This is a genomic window from Gephyromycinifex aptenodytis, assembly GCF_012277275.1.
Lineage (GTDB): Bacteria > Actinomycetota > Actinomycetes > Actinomycetales > Dermatophilaceae > Gephyromycinifex > Gephyromycinifex aptenodytis.
Genome location: NZ_CP051155.1, coordinates 3,193,137 through 3,210,046 on the forward strand (window position 1 = coordinate 3,193,137; position 16,910 = coordinate 3,210,046).

The following is a 16,910-nucleotide window of genomic DNA, read 5'->3' on the forward strand; positions in this document are numbered from 1 at the left end:
CCCCGTAACCCCCTCCCAGTAGTCCTCTTACAACGAAGGAGCCCCAAGTGGCGCAGATGTTTTATGACGACGACGCCGATCTGTCGATCATCCAGTCGCGCAAGGTCGCCGTTATCGGTTACGGCAGCCAAGGTCACGCGCACAGCCTGAACCTGCGTGACTCCGGTGTCGACGTGCGGGTCGGTCTGAAGGAGGGCAGCAGCTCACGGGCCAAGGCGCAGGCCGAGGGCCTTCGCGTCTGCTCCGTGGCCGACGCGGTCAAGGAAGCCGACCTGGTCGTCATCCTAACCCCTGACCAGGTGCAGCGCGACGTGTACGCCCAGGACATCAAGCCCAACCTCAAGCCGGGTACGGCGCTGCTGTTCGGGCACGGGTTCAACATCCGCTTCGGGTTCATCACCCCCGAGGCCGACGCCGACGTCATCATGGTCGCCCCGAAGGGCCCGGGACACATCGTGCGCCGCGAGTACGTCGACGGACGTGGGGTGCCGGTGCTGGTCTGTGTCGAGCAGGACGTCTCGGGTCAGGCTCTGGAGCTGGCCAAGTCCTACGCCAAGGCACTGGGCGGTCTGCGCGCCGGCGGAATCCAGACGACTTTCGCCGAGGAGTGCGAGACCGACCTGTTCGGTGAGCAGGCGGTGCTGTGCGGTGGCGCGAGCCAGCTCGTGCAGTACGGCTTCGAGACGCTCACCGAGGCCGGTTACCAGCCCGAGATCGCCTACTTTGAGGTGCTGCACGAGCTCAAGCTCATCGTCGACCTGATGATCGAGGGCGGTATCGCCAAGCAGCGCTGGTCGGTCTCGGACACGGCCGAGTACGGCGACTACGTCTCCGGCCCGCGCGTCATCGACCCGCGGGTGAAGGAGAACATGAAGGCGGTGCTGTCCGACATTCAGGACGGTTCGTTCGCCAAGCGCTTCATGGACGACCAGGCCGCCGGCGCGCCGGAGTTCAAGGAACTGCGCGCCAAGGGCGAGGCCCACCCCATCGAGGAGACGGGCAAGAAGTTGCGCGGCCTCATGGCGTGGATCAAGGACGCCGACGACGACTACGTCGAGGGCAGCGCTGCGCGCTGATCCGCCAGTAGTGCTTCGGGGCGCCGACCACAGGGGGTCGGCGCCCCGACGCGTCCGGACGCTGGTGGCGGGGGAGTCCCGGGCAGCGATACCGTCCGTACTTCGGAACGCCGTCTCGAATTATGAAAGGCTCGAGAATGGGCCCGCCCTGCGCTGGCATCCTTTGGTTGCAGGGATGATCGTTCCTGAATCCAGTGCCGGAGTCGTCTGCCGCGGAGAACCCGCGGTCGCTTTGGACTCCGCCCGGCTCATCCGCACCGGGCGTACAGGCACAGCATCGTGCGACCTTCAGGAGTTTCACCATGAGCGAAGAGCAGAACGACGTGCGCCGCGCGCTGCAGGAGTCGATGGACCTGCGCGGCTGAACGCACACGATACGAGACGGGCGGGCCGACGATCGCGTCGGCCCGCCCGTGTCGTGTGTGGGTAGGGCGAAGCCGGCACAACCGGAACAGACGTGAGCGCTGGCACGCAGGCTCGTGGCGCCCTGTCATCCTTTTCGCATGACTGAGCTTGCGGGCGAACAACAGTTCCGAGCGCTGGCACGCAGTTCGCGGCGGTTGTGGCGATCGGTGCGGTTCGTGTTGCATCGACCCTCGTGGGAACCTGCGGTGGTCGTTGCGTGGGTTCAGCGCCCGGATCAGGTGCGTGTCGAGGACATCGACGGGACTCTCCTGGTGGCCGAGTCAGGCTCCGCTGCCTCGTCCTCATCGAGCGGGCTGTGGGGGTGGTGCGAGGAAGAGCCGCAGCAGACGATCCCGCCGGAGGTTCGAGCGCACCAGACGCAGGCCCTTGAGGTGGTCGCGCACCTGGCACAGCCACAGCCGGGGGAGGACCCAGGACAGACGGTGTGGCGGGCGCGGCAGGAGGCGGAACGCCGCTACCAGGAGCAGCGCTCGCTGCTGCCGCAAGGTTGGTTCGCGCAACCACCGCTGGAACGCCCGGGCGACGCGGTGCCGTTCGTGGAGAACTACCACTGGATCGCGTTGTTGGAGCCGGACGAGTTGGCTGACGGCACCCCGGTGGAGCAGGAGCGAGGCGACGATTGGGCGTCGTTGACACGCGAGGAACAGTTGGGCAAAGAGGCCGAATGGACGCTGCGTGAGGCCGAGCAGGCCGCGGCCATCGCGCGCGGTGATGCTTCGGCCCTCGTGGCGGCACCGGCTCGCTACGAGCAGATCCGCCAGGTTCAGCACTATGGGCGTTCCGCGCTCGAAGCAGAACTGAGCACGCTGCCCACGTACAACCCGCGCTGCGGCTGTTGTCCGTTGTTGCCCGGTCGTCACGCCGATGAGCCGGAGTATCGCGACGACTACCCAGAGCGTATTCGTGACGCCGTGCGCTTCCGGGTTCGACTCGACCGGGCCACCGGCATCTGCGTCCAGGTCGAGACGCTCGACGGCCCGGGCGGGATCGATTTCTGCGCCGAGATCCAGGAGCACGACGTGCACTACCCACCGGAGTTGTTCGGCACGCGGCGCTGAGCCCGGGCTGGGCCCTACCCGAGTTGTCGGCCCAGATCCCGGCTAGCCGAGCAGGGTAGGGCAGAGCGGTGGTGGGCGAGGCCCGCTACAACAGCGCTCGCGGCGCAGGCAGCTGCGGCACCGAGGGGGGAAGTGTTCGGCCGACACCAGAGGGAGGCGGCGGCGCTTCGAGCGCGAGGAGGAGACCGGCGAATCCAGCCGATGGCCCTGGGTGGTACAGACTTTGTGCCCGAAGTGGATTACCGTACAGACAGGCTGCGCATGCTGTGAACGGTCGCCGAGGTCAATGCGGGGTCAATATTGGCCCAAGAGTGTTCGCCCCAACCTCGAAGGTGTTCATTTCACGCTAGTGATGCCGATATGACGAGGGAGCATCCTCAGTGGAGACGGCCAGCCGCGCCGGTCGCCAGGGCCGCCCAGATCGTCAATGGAAGGTCACGTATGCCGTTACGACGCCTCGAGGCGCCGCTACAGCCCACTACCACGCGTCCCGCTAAGCGTCTCAGCATCCACGCAGCCTTTGCGGTGCGCGTTCCCGCGGGTGCGCTTGCTGGTGCGCTGCTCCTCAGCGGCGCGCTATCGGCACACGCCGACCCAGCGCCGACGCCGGCACCGAGCGGGTCGAGTTCGGTTGCTTCGGACAGCAGCATCCCGACCGAGGCCGAGGTGCGCCGCGCGAAACGGGCCGTGGCCGAGGCCGCCCGGGAGATGCAAGAAACTCAAGCCCAGCTCGACCAGGCTCGGATCCACCTGGAAGAGGTGCACGAGCAGGCCGCGCTGGCCGCAGAAACCTCCAACAAGGCCAAGGCGCTGCTGGCCAAGCGCACCGCCGCAGCAGCCGCGGCTCGTAGCGAAGCCGTGGCGGCCGCCGCCGAGGCCGAACGGGCCGGCCTCGCGGTAGAGCACCTGGCCACCGAGGTGTACATGCAAGGGGGGTCCCTGGGCGGGTTGGAACTGCTGCTGGGTCTGCACCGCGGCAACATCGCCCGCCAGGCCGCCGATATGGACGCCTCGATGGACTACCGCACCGATGCGGCCGAGCGGGCCAACCTCGCGGCCAAACGTGCCCGGTCCACCCGACGTACGGCTGCACAGGCCGAACTGCAGCAGAAGGCCGCCGCCGCAGCCGCCGCTAAGGCGCTGAGCGAGGCCAAGGAAGCCGCAGCCTCGGCCGAGGCGCAAGCGACCGCTATCGAACAGAACCAGGCCGCCCTGGTGACGAGACTTGCGGCGTTGCGCCGCACCAGCGTGAACGTGGAACAACAACGCCAGGACGGTCTTGCCGCCGCAGCGATCGCCGCCGAGGAAGCCCGCGTTCAAGCCGAGCAAGCGCAGCGGGCCCAAGCAGCCCGAGCTGCGCTGGCCGCTGACAAGGGCGCCGCAGCCCCGTCCGGCCCGCTACCGGCGCCGCGACGGGAAGCAGCTGCCACCGCGATCGCCTTCGCCAAAGCCCAACTGGGTGAGCCCTACCTGTGGGCGGCCGAAGGCCCCGACCGGTGGGACTGCTCCGGGCTGACGATGGGGGCGTGGAAAGCAGCAGGGCGTTCGCTGCCGCACTACAGCGGTTGGCAGTACCAACAGACCGCCCGAGTGGCTATCGCCGATCTGCAGCCCGGCGACCTGGTCTTCTTCGGCAAAGGTGAGTCTTCGATCCACCACGTGGGGCTGTATGTGGGCAACGGGCAGATGATCGAAGCGCCGCGCACCGGGCTGAACGTGCGCTACTCCTCGATCTACCGTTCATCGCTGCTGCCCTACGGCGGGCGTCCCTAGCCAGGCCCTCGCCTCGCAAACCGCCCGCAGCCCCGCCTGGGCCGCTGGGCGGATCCGGCTGGGCACAAGCCCGGTTCGGTGCCCGGACGCTGACAGAATCACAACCAGCGACGTTGCCCTGCTGTCTTGACGAAGGATCCCTGTGCATTCTGCTCCCGGTTCGATCCCGGTCGTCCTCATCGCCGAGGAACTCTCTCCCGCCACCGTGGAGGCGCTCGGGCCGGCGCAGGTGCGCCGCGTGGACGGCGCGGATCGCGCAGCGTTGTTGCACGCCCTGGCCCAGCGCGTGGACGCGGTCCTCATCCGTTCCGCCACGAACATGGACGCCGAGGCCATCGCTGCGGCTCCCGGCCTGCGGGTCATCGCTCGCGCGGGGGTCGGCCTGGACAATGTCGATGTGCCGGCCGCTACCCGCGCCGGGATCCTGGTCGTCAACGCGCCCACCTCGAACATCACCAGTGCGTCAGAACTCGCCGTCGGGCTGCTGCTTGCCTGCGCCCGCAATATCGCCCCGGCCAACGCCGACCTGCGCACCGGACAGTGGAATCGCAGCCGTTACACCGGGGTCGAGCTGCTGGACAAGAACGTCGGCGTCCTCGGACTGGGCCGCATCGGCCAACTCACTGCCCACCGACTCGCCGCCTTCGGGATGCGGGTGTTGGCCTACGACCCGTACGTGAACGCCGCGCGCGCCGGTCAACTCGGGGTGCAACTGCTCAGCCTGGATGACCTGCTCGCGCAGAGTGACTTCATCACCGTGCATTTACCCAAGACCCCTGAGACGGTCGGTCTCATCGGCGCTGAGGCACTAAGCAAGGTCAAACCGGGGGTGCGCATCATCAACGCCGCTCGCGGCGGGATCATCGACGAGCACGCGCTCGCGGACGCGATCCGCCAAGGCCGGGTGGCCGGGGCAGGGATCGACGTCTTCGCCACCGAACCGTGCACGGATTCGCCGTTGTTCCAGTTGGAGAATGTCGTGGTCACCCCGCACTTGGGCGCCTCGACCACGGAGGCCCAAGAGAAGGCCGGGGTGAGCGTGGCCCGGTCGGTGCGGCTGGCCCTGGCCGGTGAACTCGTCCCGGACGCAGTCAACGTCTCCGGCGGCATCATCCACGAGGATGTGCGCCCCGGAATCGCCCTGGTGGAGAACCTGGGGCGGCTCTTCACCGCGCTGGCGGGCGCCGCCCCGGCCCAGCTCGACATCGAGGTGCGCGGTGAGATCGCTGCGCTAGATGTGTCGGTGTACGAACTGGCGGCATTGAAAGGGTTGTTCCGCGACATCGTGCAGGAGGGCGTTTCCTACGTGAATGCGCCGCTGTTGGCCAGTCAGCGCGGCATCCAGGTGCGGCTACTCACCGACCCGGTCAGCTCGGAGTTCCGCAACACCCTGACGCTGTCCGGGGCGCTGGCCAACGGCGAGATGATCAGCGTCGCCGGCACTCTCACCGGTCCCAAACAGGTGCCAAAGCTGGTTGGGGTGGCCGGTTTCGATCTGGAGATCCCGCTGTCCAGGCATATGGTCTTCTACCGCTACCAGGATCGCCCCGGCGTCATCGGCCTGGTGGGGGGCATGCTCGGTGAGGCCGGGGTGAACATCGCCGGGATGCAGGTGGCCAGGGATGATGAGGCTGCCGAGTGCATCGTGGTGCTGACGATCGATTCACCGATCCCGGCACCCATCTTGGCTCGGATCAAGGCAGCCATCGGAGCCAGCCTGGTGGCCACGGTCTGCTTGGATTGAGCTGCGGAGTGCCGCGGGGTTCCCCGGCGGCAGCGCCGTCGCAGTTCCACAGCGCTCACCGGCCAGCGACACGCTATTCCGAATGATGAGTCGCACGTATCGCCTGTCGAGACGCTTTGGTTAGGATGCTGCCATGACGCAGATGCCTACCCCCTCTTCCATTGACCTGGCCGTCGTCGGCGGCGACGGCATCGGCCCGGAGGTCACCGCCGAGGCGCTGAAGGTGATCCGCGCCGTCCTCGGGCAGGAGCGGGTGCACGCGACTGAATACGAACTGGGTGCACGTCAATGGCACACCAGCGGTGAGGCACTGCCCGAGGGGACCGTTGAGCGACTGCGTAAGCACGACGCGATCCTGCTCGGGGCGATCGGTGACCCCAGCGTTCCCAGTGGAGTGCTGGAGCGCGGTCTGCTGCTGCGACTGCGCTTCGAACTGGACCACTACGTCAATCTGCGTCCTTCCCGGCTCTTCCCCGGGGTGCGCAGCCCGCTGGATATCGAGCGTGTCGCTCCCGACGGTATCGACTTCGTCGTTGTGCGTGAAGGCACTGAGGGCCCGTACACGGGTAACGGCGGCGCGCTGCGCGTCGGGACTCCCGCCGAGGTCGCCACTGAGGTCAGCGTCAACACCCGGTTCGGTGTCGAGCGGCTGGTCCGCGACGCCTTCGCGCGTGCACAGGACCGGGAGCGCAAGCACCTGACCCTGGTGCACAAGCACAATGTGCTCTCTTACGCCGGCCACCTGTGGCGTCGTACGGTCGAGGAGGTCGGCGCCGAGTTCCCTGACGTCACCACCGACTACCTGCACGTCGACGCGGCCATGATCTTCCTGGCTACCGACCCGGGCCGGTTCGACGTCATCGCCACCGACAACCTGTTCGGCGACATCATCACCGACCTCGCAGCCGCCGTCACCGGGGGCATCGGCCTGGCTGCCAGCGCCAACATCAACCCCGACCCGCAGGTGCCGAGCATGTTCGAACCGGTGCACGGCTCCGCACCGGATATCGCCGGGCAGGGCATCGCCGACCCGACCGCCGCGATCCTCTCGGCAGCCTTGTTGCTGGCGCACCTGGGTTTCGAGCAGGAATCACAGCGGGTCGAGGACGCGGTGGCTGCCGACCTGGCCGGTCGCGGCGCGGGAAGTCGCAGCACCACCGATATCGGCGACGCCATCGTGCGCCGCCTGCTCTGAGGGGCCACGCTGACGCAGGTACGCTGCGAAGGCGGCGCTATTGCGTCCACAGACTAGAAATTCAGGAGTAGTGATGACGAATTCGCAGGCCCCTGCGGCTCTGAGGTTCTCGGTCCAGTCGCGGCCCGATCCCGCAACCGACGAGGCGCGCGCCGCCGTACTGGCTGACCCCGGATTCGGCACCACGTTCACCGACCACATGGCTCGGATCGCCTGGACCAAGGAACAGGGCTGGCATGACGGGCAGATCGTGCCCTACGGTCCGATCACGCTGGACCCGGCCGCTTCGGTGCTGCACTACGGGCAAGAGATCTTCGAGGGGCTGAAAGCTTTCCGGCACGAGGACGGCTCGGTGTGGTGCTTCCGCCCGGAGGCCAACGCTGAGCGGATGATCCGAAGTGCCGAGCGTCTCGCCCTGCCAACGTTGTCGGTTCCCGACTTCATCGCCTCCATCACCGCGCTGGTCCAGGCCGATGAGGCGTGGGTGCCTGCCTACGGGACCGGCGAGACCAGCCTGTACCTGCGTCCGTTCATGTTCGCCACCGAAGCCTTCCTCGGGGTGCGCCCGGCGACCGAGGTCACCTACCTGTGCATCGCTTCCCCGGCCGGCGCCTACTTCTCCGGCGGTATCTCACCGGTCTCGCTGTGGATCTCCACCAACTACGCTCGCGCGGGCGAGGGCGGTACCGGCGCAGCCAAGTGCGGCGGCAACTACGCCTCCTCGATGGCCGGGCAGGTCGAAGGGATCGCGCACGGCTGCGACCAGGCCGTCTTCCTCGACTCTTCGACGCACACCTACATCGAAGAGCTCGGCGGGATGAACCTGTTCCTGGTCTACAAGGACGGCCGCCTGGTCACCCCGGCGCTGACCGGTTCGATTCTGGAAGGGGTGACTCGCCGCTCGATCATGCAGCTCGGGGCCGAAATGGGCCTGGACGTGCAGGAGCGACGCATCCCAATCCAGGAGTGGAAGGACGGGGTTGCCAGCGGCGAACTCGCCGAGGTCTTCGCCTGCGGTACTGCCGCAGTCGTGACGCCGGTGGGTCGCCTGGTCTGGGAGGGCGGGGAATGCACCGTCTCCACCGAACCCGGCGAGGTGACGATGAAGCTCCGCAAGACGCTGCTGGATATCCAGTACGGGCGTACTCCGGACTCACACGGGTGGCTCACCCGGCTGGTCTGATGAGCACCCCAGCGATGCCAGATCCAGGCCGTCACCCGCGGGGGCAGCGCAGCGGGGGAATCCTGTCGCTGCCGCCGCGGGCGGCGGCGCTGATCATGGGGTTCACCCCGATCATCGCCCTCTGGATGTTCTTCGCGACCTACCGAGCCATCTCATATTCGTGGGTGTGGCTGGTAGCCATCCCCGTTATCGGGGTGCTGATCTACGGCCCGCGCGCCGACCCGCGCGACTGAACCACTCGCCCCGCACGCCGCACCGGCAAAGCGCCTGCCTCTAGGGGGTGCTGACTCGGCAGCGCCGCCGGGTAAGGGTCCTGTCGTTGAAGTCCGTCAGGACAGAGCGGGCGTTTCTCCTGGACCGGCAGTCGCGGCCTGGGGTTGGGCCCAGGTGAGCAGCTGCGTGCTCAGCTCCAGGAGCTGTTGCCGCAGCGCGGCGCCCTGCTCAGCCAGGCGGCGCTGAGCCGCGGCGTATTCGGCCCGGCCGGCAGCGGTCTCGATGCAGATGGGTTCATACCCCAGCGCGCTCAGGTCGTAGGGCGCGGCCCGCATGTCCAGGGTCCGGGCTCGCCGGGCCAGCGCGAAGGTGTCCAGCAGGAGTTCGCCCGGCACGGCAGGTCCGAGTTTGGTGGCCCACTTGTACAGGTCCATGGTGGCGTGCACGCAGCCCGGCTGCTCGTCTTGGATCTGGGTCTCGCGCACCGGGGCGCGGCTGTTCAGGGGGCGAGCGGCGGGGGTGTAGAAGCGGAAGGCGTCTGCGTGCGTGCACCGCAGCGGCAGCGATTCCACGACGGCATCGGTCTCGGCCTCGGTGAGTCGCAGCGGCCACGATTCGTGGCGGCGTCGGCCCGGTTCCAGGCGGTAGACCATGGCCCATTCGTGCAGCCCGAAGCAGGACAACTGCGGCGGCCGGGCGGCGGTGGCCGCCAGAAGATCGTGGATGAAGCGCACCGCATCGCCACGCTTGGTCACGTAGGCCGGCACGTCCAGGTAGCTGCTGCCGTGCGCGTCGTAGCGGTAGTACGGCCACTGCCCCCGCCCGTTCGGGTCGGCTCCAGCCAGGGCCACCCCCGGACCCGGGTGCCAGCGCCGCAGCTTGCCCGGGCGCAGGCGGTAGTAGACGAACAAGAAGTCCTCGACCGGATGGGACTCACCAGCGCGTCGGCGTTCCTGGTGCTTGGCCGTCATCTCATCGACGACCTGCTCGTGCGCCGATTCGGCTGCCCGCCAGCGCGGTTCCTCCCAGGTCTGCACGTGCTCAAACGCCCGATCCACCCCGGCAGCCTAGTGCGCAGGCGCGGTGGATGCGCATACGCTCGGTACGGACGTGGGGGGACCACACCGACCGAAGGCACACCGATGACCCGTATCCGTTCCGCTCTCGTCTTGGCGCTGGTGCTGCTCACCGCGGGGTTCTCCCTACCGGCCGGCGCCGCACCGGCCGTCCCGCAAGCGCGCCCGGGCACCTACTTGGCGCTCGGGGACTCCCTCACCACCGGCTATCAGCCCGGACGCGGGGACGCCGTACACCGCGGCTACGTCGGCCCGGTCGCCGCGGGGATGGCTCGTCGCGGGCAGCCGGTGCGAATCCGCAACCTGGCCTGCACCGGTGAGACGACCCAGACAATGATCGAGGGCGGGCGGTGCACTTACCGGCAAGGGTCGCAGTTGGCGGCGGCCAGAGCGGCGTTGGCCCGGGATCGCTCCACCCGGCTCATCACGCTCACCATCGGGGCGAACGATGTACGCCGCTGTCTGCAGGGAACCCAGATCAACGCTCCCTGCACCCAACGCACCTTGCGGCAGACTCGGGCCCGGTTAGAGGTCATCCTGGGTTCCCTGCGTGAGGCCGCGCCGCAGGCACAGATCGTCGTCCTGGACTACTACAACCCCTACCTGGCCACCCATCTGCTCGGCAACGAGGGGCGGCTGGTGGCGGCATCCTCCACGTTGCTGCACACGCAACTGAACTCGGCCGTGCGCAACGCAGCCACCGGTGCAGGAGGTAGCGTCGCCTACGTCTCCTCCGGGTTCAATTCGACCTCTTTCCGGTACACCCGTCTGTCCACCTGGGGAAGGGTGCCGGTGCGGGTCGCCCAAATCTGCACCTTGACGTGGATGTGCAACGCCGCCGACATCCACCCCAACGACACTGGCTACGCGGTCCTGGCCGCTGCCGTGCTCGACGCGGTGGATGCCAGGAGCGGGCAGGATCGAGTGGCTAAGCGGGGAGCACGAGCAGACAGCGGCAGCGACTGGTTGCTGCGACGACTGAAGAGGAGCTGACATGCGCATCGCACGGTTCACCACGGGCGAGGAGCCCCGCTACGGCGTCGTCCAGGGCGAGGGGGAAGAGGCGTGGATCGCCGAGGTCGCCGGCGACCCGCTGTACACCCCCGTCTCCGGGACCGGCACACGAGTAGAGCTTGCTGATGCCCGGCTGCTGGCCCCGGTCATCCCGCGCAGCAAGATCATCGGAATCGGCCGCAACTACGCCGACCACGCCAAGGAGATGGGCAACGATCTGCCCACGCAGCCGCTGATGTTCCTGATCCCGAACACTGCGGTGGTCGGCCCCGGCGACCCGGTGGTCATGCCCGACCTCACCCAGGAGGTCAGCTACGAAGGCGAACTGGCGGTCATCATCGGGCGCATCTGCAAGGACGTCCCCGAGGAGAACGCTCTGGACGTGGTTTTCGGCTACACCTGCGCCAATGATGTGACCGCTCGCGACCTGCAACGCGGCGACGATCAATGGGCGCGAGCCAAGGGGATGGACACGTTCTGTCCACTCGGCCCGTGGATCGAGACCGACCTGGACGTCGACGACGTGCGGATCGTGACTCGCCGTGAGGGCGAAGTGGTTCAGGACGGGACGACTGCAGACATGATCTTCGACGTGCGTCAGCTCATCGCCGCCTGTTCACGCGCCTTCACCCTGCTTCCCGGCGACGTCATCCTGACCGGCACCCCCGCCGGGGTCGGACCGGTCGAGTCCGGGCAGCGGGTCACCATCGAGATCGAAGGGATCGGGGAACTGTCCAACCCGTTCCTGCGACGCTGAGGGGCGGGGCGCCGGCCGGGGGCCACCGCGGGGCGGCAAACCCGGTGGGTGCGTTCACGGTCAGCGATTTGTGGGCGCTGCGCTCGGGGCTGGCCGGGTACTGCGGGCATACACGGGTGGGGCGCACCCCGGGACCTCGATAGGCTTAACTCACCATGACTGCTTCTTCTTCGAATCTCGCCTCGACGCCGCGATTGCGCGTCGCCCCTTCGCCCACCGGTGATCCGCACGTCGGCACGGCGTACATGTCGCTGTTCAACCTTGCCTTCGCTCGCCATGAGGGCGGTTCCTTCGTGCTGCGCATCGAGGACACCGACCGGGCCCGGTTCCGGGCGGATTCCGAGGAGCAGATCTTCGCCACCCTGCGTTGGCTGGGATTGGCTTGGGACGAAGGCCCGGACGTCGGGGGACCATATGCGCCCTACCGCCAGTCCGAGCGCCTGGACACCTACCGCCCGTATGTGGAGAAGCTGCTGGCGGACGGGCACGCCTACTACTGCTGGTGTTCCGCCGAGCGGCTGGCGCAGATGCGCGCCGAGCAGCAGGCGAGCAAGAGCTCGGTCACTGGCTATGACCGACTGTGCCTGGGCAAGACGCGGGAGGAACGCGCCGAGCTGCCCGGCTTCACCCCGACCCCGGTGGTGCGGATGCGCATCCCGGACGATGCGCCGCTGGTTTTCGACGACCTCATCCGCGGCGAGACCAAGGCGCCACCGCCGGATGACCAGGTGATCTTCAAAGCGGACGGCTTTCCCACCTACCACCTGGCCGTCGTCGTCGACGACCACGAGATGGGCATCACCCACGTCGTGCGCGGGGAGGAGTGGATCTCCTCCACCCCCAAGCACCTGCTGCTCTACCGGTGGTTGGGCCTACCTGAGCCACGGTTCGCGCACATGCCGCTGCTGCGAAACACCGACAAGTCCAAGATCAGCAAACGCAAGAACCCCGCGGCGCGGCTGACCTGGTTCCAGCAGGAGGGCTACCTGCCTGAGGCGCTGGTGAACTTCCTGGCGCTGCTGGCCTACCCCCCGATCACCGAAGAGGGGCCGGAGGGCAGCGTGGAACGGGAGGTCTTCTCCTTCGAGGAGTTCGCCCAGCACTTCGACTGGAGCAAGGTCAACCCGGTCGGGCCGATCTTCGACCTCGGCAAGCTCGACTGGCTCAACGGCCTCTACATCCGGGAGCTGGAGGTCAAGGAACTGGCCGCGCGGCTGCTGCCCTTCCTCGTGGAGGCCGGCGTGCTGCCGCCGCGGCCATCGCTGGGGGAGTTGGGCCGACTGGAAGAAGTCACCGCCCTCATCCAGCCGCGTCTGACCCACCTGACCAAGGCCGCCGATCAGGTTCGCCCGTACTTCGTCGCCGACGACGAACTCGTCATCGACCCCGACGCCCGGGCCCAGCTGAAGGAGAACGCGGCGCAGGTGCTCGACGCGGCGATCCAGCGGCTGGAGGCGCTGCCGGATCGCCAGGGTGATCTGGTTACCGGAGATGGCCGAGGGTGGGAGCACGAGAACATCCAGGCCCAGTTGCGCGCGGCGCTGGTCGACGAACTGGGTTTGAAGCCGAAGTTCGCGTTCGCGCCGTTGCGCACTGCGATCTCCGGAGCGCGCGTCTCGCCGCCGCTGTTCGAGTCGATGGAGATCCTCGGTCGCCATTCCAGTCTGGCCCGGCTTCGGGCCCTGCGCGCAAGCCTGTGAGCTGGGACCAGCCCGTCCGGGGCCTGCTGCTGGACATCGACGACACCCTGGTCGACACCCAGGCCGCCATGCGCAGCTCATGCATGCGCGGGGCTGCGGCTGCCTGGCCGAAGGCGTCACCGGAACTGCACGAGTCGATCTCGGGCATCTTCTACGACGACCCCGGCGGCTATTTCGACCGCTACACCCTCGGGGAGTTTCCGTTCGCTCAGATGCGGGCGGCCCGCTATCACGAGGCGTGCCGCAGGCTGGGGATCGCCGAGCAGGGTTTCGAGACGTTCGAGGCCGCCTATCGCGAGGCATTCGCAACGTGTCAGCACCTCTTCGACGACGTGCCCGGCATGCTCGCCGCTGCCCAGGCCCACGGGGTTGCGGTGGCGTTCGTCACCAACTCGGGGCAGGAGCAGACCGAGATCAAGATGACCGCGGTCGGTCTTCGCGGGCCGGTTGTCACCACAGACACTCTCGGGGTTGGCAAGCCTGACCCGGCGATCTTCACCCGCGCGATGGAACTCGTCGGTACGCCGCGCGAGCAGACACTCGTCGTCGGCGACACCCTGCCCACCGATGTCGTCGGTGGCCGCGCGGCCGGGCTGCGTGTCGCCTGGCTGCAACGCACCGGAGTCTCTCAACCGCGCAACGCCGGCTGGGACACCCCGCTGTCCGAACTGGATGACTCCGGGGTCCGTATCATCCACGGGCTGGGCGACCTCACCGACTGGTTCGCCCGCGACTGACTCGCTGTGCGCCACGCCCTGCCCACCCGACAACTGCAAAACAGTAGGTCGCTCCGGCCCCACGACGTCCCACCGCGACTCGCGGCGGGGCTTCGTTTCCGAGCCCGGCGTCGCGGATTGAGAGAGCGCGGCGCCGACTTCGCTCGGGCAACCCTCGGTGCGGGGCTTACGGGTGGGCAAACCGCCCTTTGTCGAAGACATCCTGGCCGCAGGTGAGATCTGGAGTGCCTTCACGCCCTGCGACGGTCATCGGCCGGTATGCGGGTCGTGCTGACGCGGCTGTCGCCAGCGGCTAATGTCGCGGCGTCGCCCTTCTCGGGGCGGGGCGCAGGAAGGTGCAGGCGATGAACATCGAGAAGTGGTTCCTGTCCAACCAGGAGCGCGGCAACCCCTGGACGCGGTTGGCCTACCGCCACGGCGACCAGGGATGGAGCAGCGGCAATGGAGCCCGCGTCCACGTTCACGGCGCCGACTACTTCGCCCGCCTCCGCGAACTCATCGAAGCCCAGGGCGAGGGCGACATCCTGCTGTTCACCGACTGGCGCGGCGACCCCGACGAGCAGATGAGCGATGACGGCACCACGATCGTCGAGGTCTTCACCGCCGCCGCCGCGCGGGGAGTCATGGTCAAGGGTCTGTTCTGGCGCTCCCACCTCGACAAGCTTGCCTACTCCGAGACAGAGAACCGCTCGCTGGCCAACGCCATCCGTGACGCCGGCGGGGAGGTCATCCTCGACATGCGGGTCCTACCGTTCGGCTCACACCACCAGAAGCTGGTCGTGCTGCGCCATCGCGATGACCCCACCCGCGATGCCGCGTTCATCGGCGGCATCGACCTGTGTCACACCCGCCGCGACGACGCGCTGCATCGCGGTGATCCGCAGCCGGTGCAGATGGGGGAGGTGTGGGGACAGACCCCCGCCTGGCACGACATGATGATCGAGGTCCACGGCCCGGCCGTCGGTGATGTCGAGGCGACGTTCCGCGAGCGGTGGGACGACCCGACTCCGCCGGTGCTCGACCCCATCTCACTGGCGCAGGCGAGGCTCAAGCACGACGACGAACACGCCGACCCGATGCCGCCGCAGCAGGCGGACCCGCCTCGGGCCGGTACGGCAAACGTGCAGATCCTGCGCACTTACCCGGCTCGGCGCCCGTCTTTTCCGTTTGCGCCCGAGGGTGAGCGCAGCATCGCCCGCGCCTACAACAAGGCCGTGCGACGGGCGGAGTCGCTGATCTACATCGAGGATCAATACTTCTGGAGCGGCGAGGTGGTTTCGTGCTTCGCTACCGCCTTGGCGCAGAACCCCGAGCTGCGCATGATCGTCGTCTTGTCGACCTACACGATGGCCGACACCCGAGCCGCGAAGGCTGGAACGATGTGGTCACGCGTTGAAGCGCTGCGCGATCTCTACCGGGCCGGCGGTGACCGGGTCGGCGTGTATGGTCTGGAGAATCACTGGGGCACACCGGTTTACGTTCATTCCAAGTTTTGTGTCGTCGACGACGTCTGGATGACGGTCGGCTCCGACAACGTCAACCGTCGCTCGTGGACCTACGACTCCGAGATCACCTGCGCCGTGCTGGACGAAACGAGGGACGAACGCGAACCGTGCACGCTGCGGGCCGATGGCGACCAGGCTCGGAGTCTGCCGCGTGAGACGCGCCTGCGCTTGTTCCGGGAGCATCTGGACCGGAACGACGATGCCGGTCTGATCGATCCCGCCACAGCGTTCAAGGCATTCCGGGAGAGCGCTGCGAGGCTCGACGCCTGGCATGCCGCGGGGCGGCTCGGCACCCGTCCGCCCGGTCGGGTGCGCACCTACCCGCTGCCCGAGATCACCCCGCTCGAGAAGGCCTTCGGCAAGGTCGCCTACCGCTTCGTGGAGGACCCCGACGGTCGGCCGCGACGACTGCGTGGAACCAATCGCTTCTGAGCGCGATTGGGGTGAAGGATCTCAGCGGGTCGCTCCCTGGCGTCGTTCAGGTGAGTCCGAGCGGGAGGCCGGTGGCGTACTCGCCGTCGACGACCTGCCCGAAGTCGTCGTCGATGCCGAGCATGCCCGCGAGGGTGACCAGTGATTCGCCGAGTCCGGCGTCGATGCGGTGGGTGGCCTCGGTATCGCCGCGGGTGCGGCCACGGGTGATGACGGCGATGGGGCGACCAGCTTTGTGCGAGTGGCGCACGAACCGGTAGCCGCTCATCACCTTCAGGCTCGACCCGAGAACAAGGAGGAGTCGGGAGTCGTCCACGATCTCGTAGGCGGCAGCGACCCGATCCCTGGGAACGTTCTCACCGAAGTACACGACGTGCGGTTTGAGGGTGTCGGCGCCGCAGCGCCGACAGGTCGCCAGGACGAACGCGCTGACGTCGGCCTCGTCCAAGCTCACGTCTCCGTCAGGTCGGATCTCGCCCGTGCGTACCCGGTCGGCGAATCCCGGGTTGAGGCGCGCCAACTCGGCTTCCATCACCTCGCGGGGGATGCGCTCCTCACAGGTCAGGCAGCGCACCTGGCTCAGCGTGCCGTGCAACTCCAGCACGTCGGTGGCTCCCGCCTCCTGATGGAGCCCGTCGACGTTCTGCGTGACGAGGCCGCGCACGAAACCCTCACGCTGCAAGGCGGCCACCACCCGGTGACCAGCGTTGGGGCGTGAGGCCGCAAACCTGGCCCAGCCCACATGCGCACGCGACCAATACCGGCGTCGCGACTCGGGGCCGGACGTGAACTGCTGGTAGGTCATCGGCTCGACCCGCCGCTGCCCGTCAGGGCCGCGGTAATCGGGAATGCCCGACTCGGTACTCATGCCCGCGCCGGTGAGGATCGCGACGCGACCACCGGCGACGAGATCGGCGATCACCTCGAGCTCGGCAAGGTCGGGGTGGGGAGTGCTCACAGCACCATTATCCGGCAGTGCGCGACTCTCGCTCGCAGGCACGGTGTGTCGATCACCAGCCCG

14 protein-coding genes are annotated in these 16,910 nt (G+C 67.9%); 12 read left to right on the forward strand and 2 right to left on the reverse strand.

Annotated elements, in window-relative coordinates:
• Positions 1 to 47: 47 nt before the first annotated feature.
• The 7 genes from ilvC (at position 48) to G9V96_RS13760 (ending at position 8,688) form a co-directional block, all read left to right on the forward strand.
• A complete protein-coding gene (gene ilvC / locus G9V96_RS13730; RefSeq protein ID WP_168583542.1) occupies positions 48 to 1,076 on the forward strand; it encodes a ketol-acid reductoisomerase in 1,029 nt (342 codons plus the stop codon).
• A 503-nt stretch (positions 1,077 to 1,579) separates the two neighbouring features.
• A complete protein-coding gene (locus G9V96_RS13735) occupies positions 1,580 to 2,560 on the forward strand; it encodes a hypothetical protein (RefSeq protein ID WP_168583543.1) in 981 nt (326 codons plus the stop codon).
• A 441-nt stretch (positions 2,561 to 3,001) separates the two neighbouring features.
• Positions 3,002 to 4,333: a C40 family peptidase gene (locus G9V96_RS13740; protein WP_168583544.1), complete on the forward strand. Its 1,332-nt coding sequence runs from the start codon at positions 3,002 to 3,004 to the stop codon at positions 4,331 to 4,333.
• A 142-nt stretch (positions 4,334 to 4,475) separates the two neighbouring features.
• Complete coding sequence (serA, locus tag G9V96_RS13745; RefSeq protein WP_168583545.1) at positions 4,476 to 6,077, forward strand: phosphoglycerate dehydrogenase; 1,602 nt, start codon at positions 4,476 to 4,478, stop codon at positions 6,075 to 6,077.
• A gap of 133 nt (positions 6,078 to 6,210) precedes the next feature.
• Positions 6,211 to 7,272 carry a 3-isopropylmalate dehydrogenase gene (locus tag G9V96_RS13750; protein WP_168583546.1) on the forward strand — a complete coding sequence of 354 codons (1,062 nt, stop codon included), beginning with the start codon at positions 6,211 to 6,213 and terminating at the stop codon, positions 7,270 to 7,272.
• Between the two features lie 73 nt (positions 7,273 to 7,345).
• The gene (locus G9V96_RS13755) at positions 7,346 to 8,455 is read left to right on the forward strand and encodes a branched-chain amino acid aminotransferase (RefSeq protein WP_168583547.1); all 1,110 of its coding nucleotides are present in this window, start codon (positions 7,346 to 7,348) and stop codon (positions 8,453 to 8,455) included.
• Positions 8,455 to 8,688, forward strand: a complete 234-nt coding sequence (locus G9V96_RS13760) for a hypothetical protein (protein WP_168583548.1) — start codon at positions 8,455 to 8,457, stop codon at positions 8,686 to 8,688. The genes G9V96_RS13755 and G9V96_RS13760 overlap by 1 nt, the downstream gene beginning before the upstream one ends.
• Before the next feature lie 96 nt (positions 8,689 to 8,784).
• On the opposite strand, the gene G9V96_RS13765 is transcribed toward G9V96_RS13760, so the two are convergent.
• A complete protein-coding gene (locus tag G9V96_RS13765) occupies positions 8,785 to 9,726 on the reverse strand; it encodes a 3-methyladenine DNA glycosylase (protein ID WP_226913325.1) in 942 nt (313 codons plus the stop codon).
• 84 nt (positions 9,727 to 9,810) lie between these two features.
• Between G9V96_RS13765 and G9V96_RS13770 the strand changes: the two genes are divergently transcribed.
• From G9V96_RS13770 to G9V96_RS13790, 5 genes are all read left to right on the forward strand, one after another.
• Complete coding sequence (locus G9V96_RS13770; protein ID WP_168583549.1) at positions 9,811 to 10,737, forward strand: SGNH/GDSL hydrolase family protein; 927 nt, start codon at positions 9,811 to 9,813, stop codon at positions 10,735 to 10,737.
• A 1-nt stretch (position 10,738) separates the two neighbouring features.
• Complete coding sequence (locus G9V96_RS13775) at positions 10,739 to 11,515, forward strand: fumarylacetoacetate hydrolase family protein (protein ID WP_168583550.1); 777 nt, start codon at positions 10,739 to 10,741, stop codon at positions 11,513 to 11,515.
• Between the two features lie 155 nt (positions 11,516 to 11,670).
• Entirely contained in the window at positions 11,671 to 13,215 is a 1,545-nt protein-coding gene (gltX, locus tag G9V96_RS13780) for a glutamate--tRNA ligase (protein ID WP_168583551.1), read from the forward strand.
• A complete protein-coding gene (locus tag G9V96_RS13785) occupies positions 13,212 to 13,952 on the forward strand; it encodes an HAD family hydrolase (RefSeq protein ID WP_226913326.1) in 741 nt (246 codons plus the stop codon). The genes gltX and G9V96_RS13785 overlap by 4 nt, the downstream gene beginning before the upstream one ends.
• Positions 13,953 to 14,296: 344 nt before the next feature.
• Positions 14,297 to 15,889 (forward strand): phospholipase D family protein, encoded by a 1,593-nt coding sequence (locus tag G9V96_RS13790; RefSeq protein WP_168583552.1) that lies wholly within the window; start codon positions 14,297 to 14,299, stop codon positions 15,887 to 15,889.
• Between the two features lie 46 nt (positions 15,890 to 15,935).
• Here the strand turns inward: G9V96_RS13790 and G9V96_RS13795 are convergent, their stop codons facing one another.
• The gene (locus G9V96_RS13795) at positions 15,936 to 16,847 is read right to left on the reverse strand and encodes an NAD-dependent protein deacetylase (protein ID WP_226913327.1); all 912 of its coding nucleotides are present in this window, start codon (positions 16,845 to 16,847) and stop codon (positions 15,936 to 15,938) included.
• Positions 16,848 to 16,910 lie beyond the last annotated feature (63 nt).

What these genes read in the sequence shown, in the direction of transcription:
- G9V96_RS13735 (WP_168583543.1), top strand. Translation starts at nt 1,580, where the DNA reads ATGACTGAGCTTGCGGGCGAACAACAGTTCCGAGCGCTGGCACGCAGT.
- G9V96_RS13740 (WP_168583544.1), top strand. Translation starts at nt 3,002, where the DNA reads ATGCCGTTACGACGCCTCGAGGCGCCGCTACAGCCCACTACCACGCGT.
- G9V96_RS13750 (WP_168583546.1), top strand. Translation starts at nt 6,211, where the DNA reads ATGACGCAGATGCCTACCCCCTCTTCCATTGACCTGGCCGTCGTCGGC.
- G9V96_RS13755 (WP_168583547.1), top strand. Translation starts at nt 7,346, where the DNA reads ATGACGAATTCGCAGGCCCCTGCGGCTCTGAGGTTCTCGGTCCAGTCG.
- G9V96_RS13760 (WP_168583548.1), top strand. Translation starts at nt 8,455, where the DNA reads ATGAGCACCCCAGCGATGCCAGATCCAGGCCGTCACCCGCGGGGGCAG.
- G9V96_RS13770 (WP_168583549.1), top strand. Translation starts at nt 9,811, where the DNA reads ATGACCCGTATCCGTTCCGCTCTCGTCTTGGCGCTGGTGCTGCTCACC.
- G9V96_RS13775 (WP_168583550.1), top strand. Translation starts at nt 10,739, where the DNA reads ATGCGCATCGCACGGTTCACCACGGGCGAGGAGCCCCGCTACGGCGTC.
- gltX (WP_168583551.1), top strand. Translation starts at nt 11,671, where the DNA reads ATGACTGCTTCTTCTTCGAATCTCGCCTCGACGCCGCGATTGCGCGTC.
- G9V96_RS13790 (WP_168583552.1), top strand. Translation starts at nt 14,297, where the DNA reads ATGAACATCGAGAAGTGGTTCCTGTCCAACCAGGAGCGCGGCAACCCC.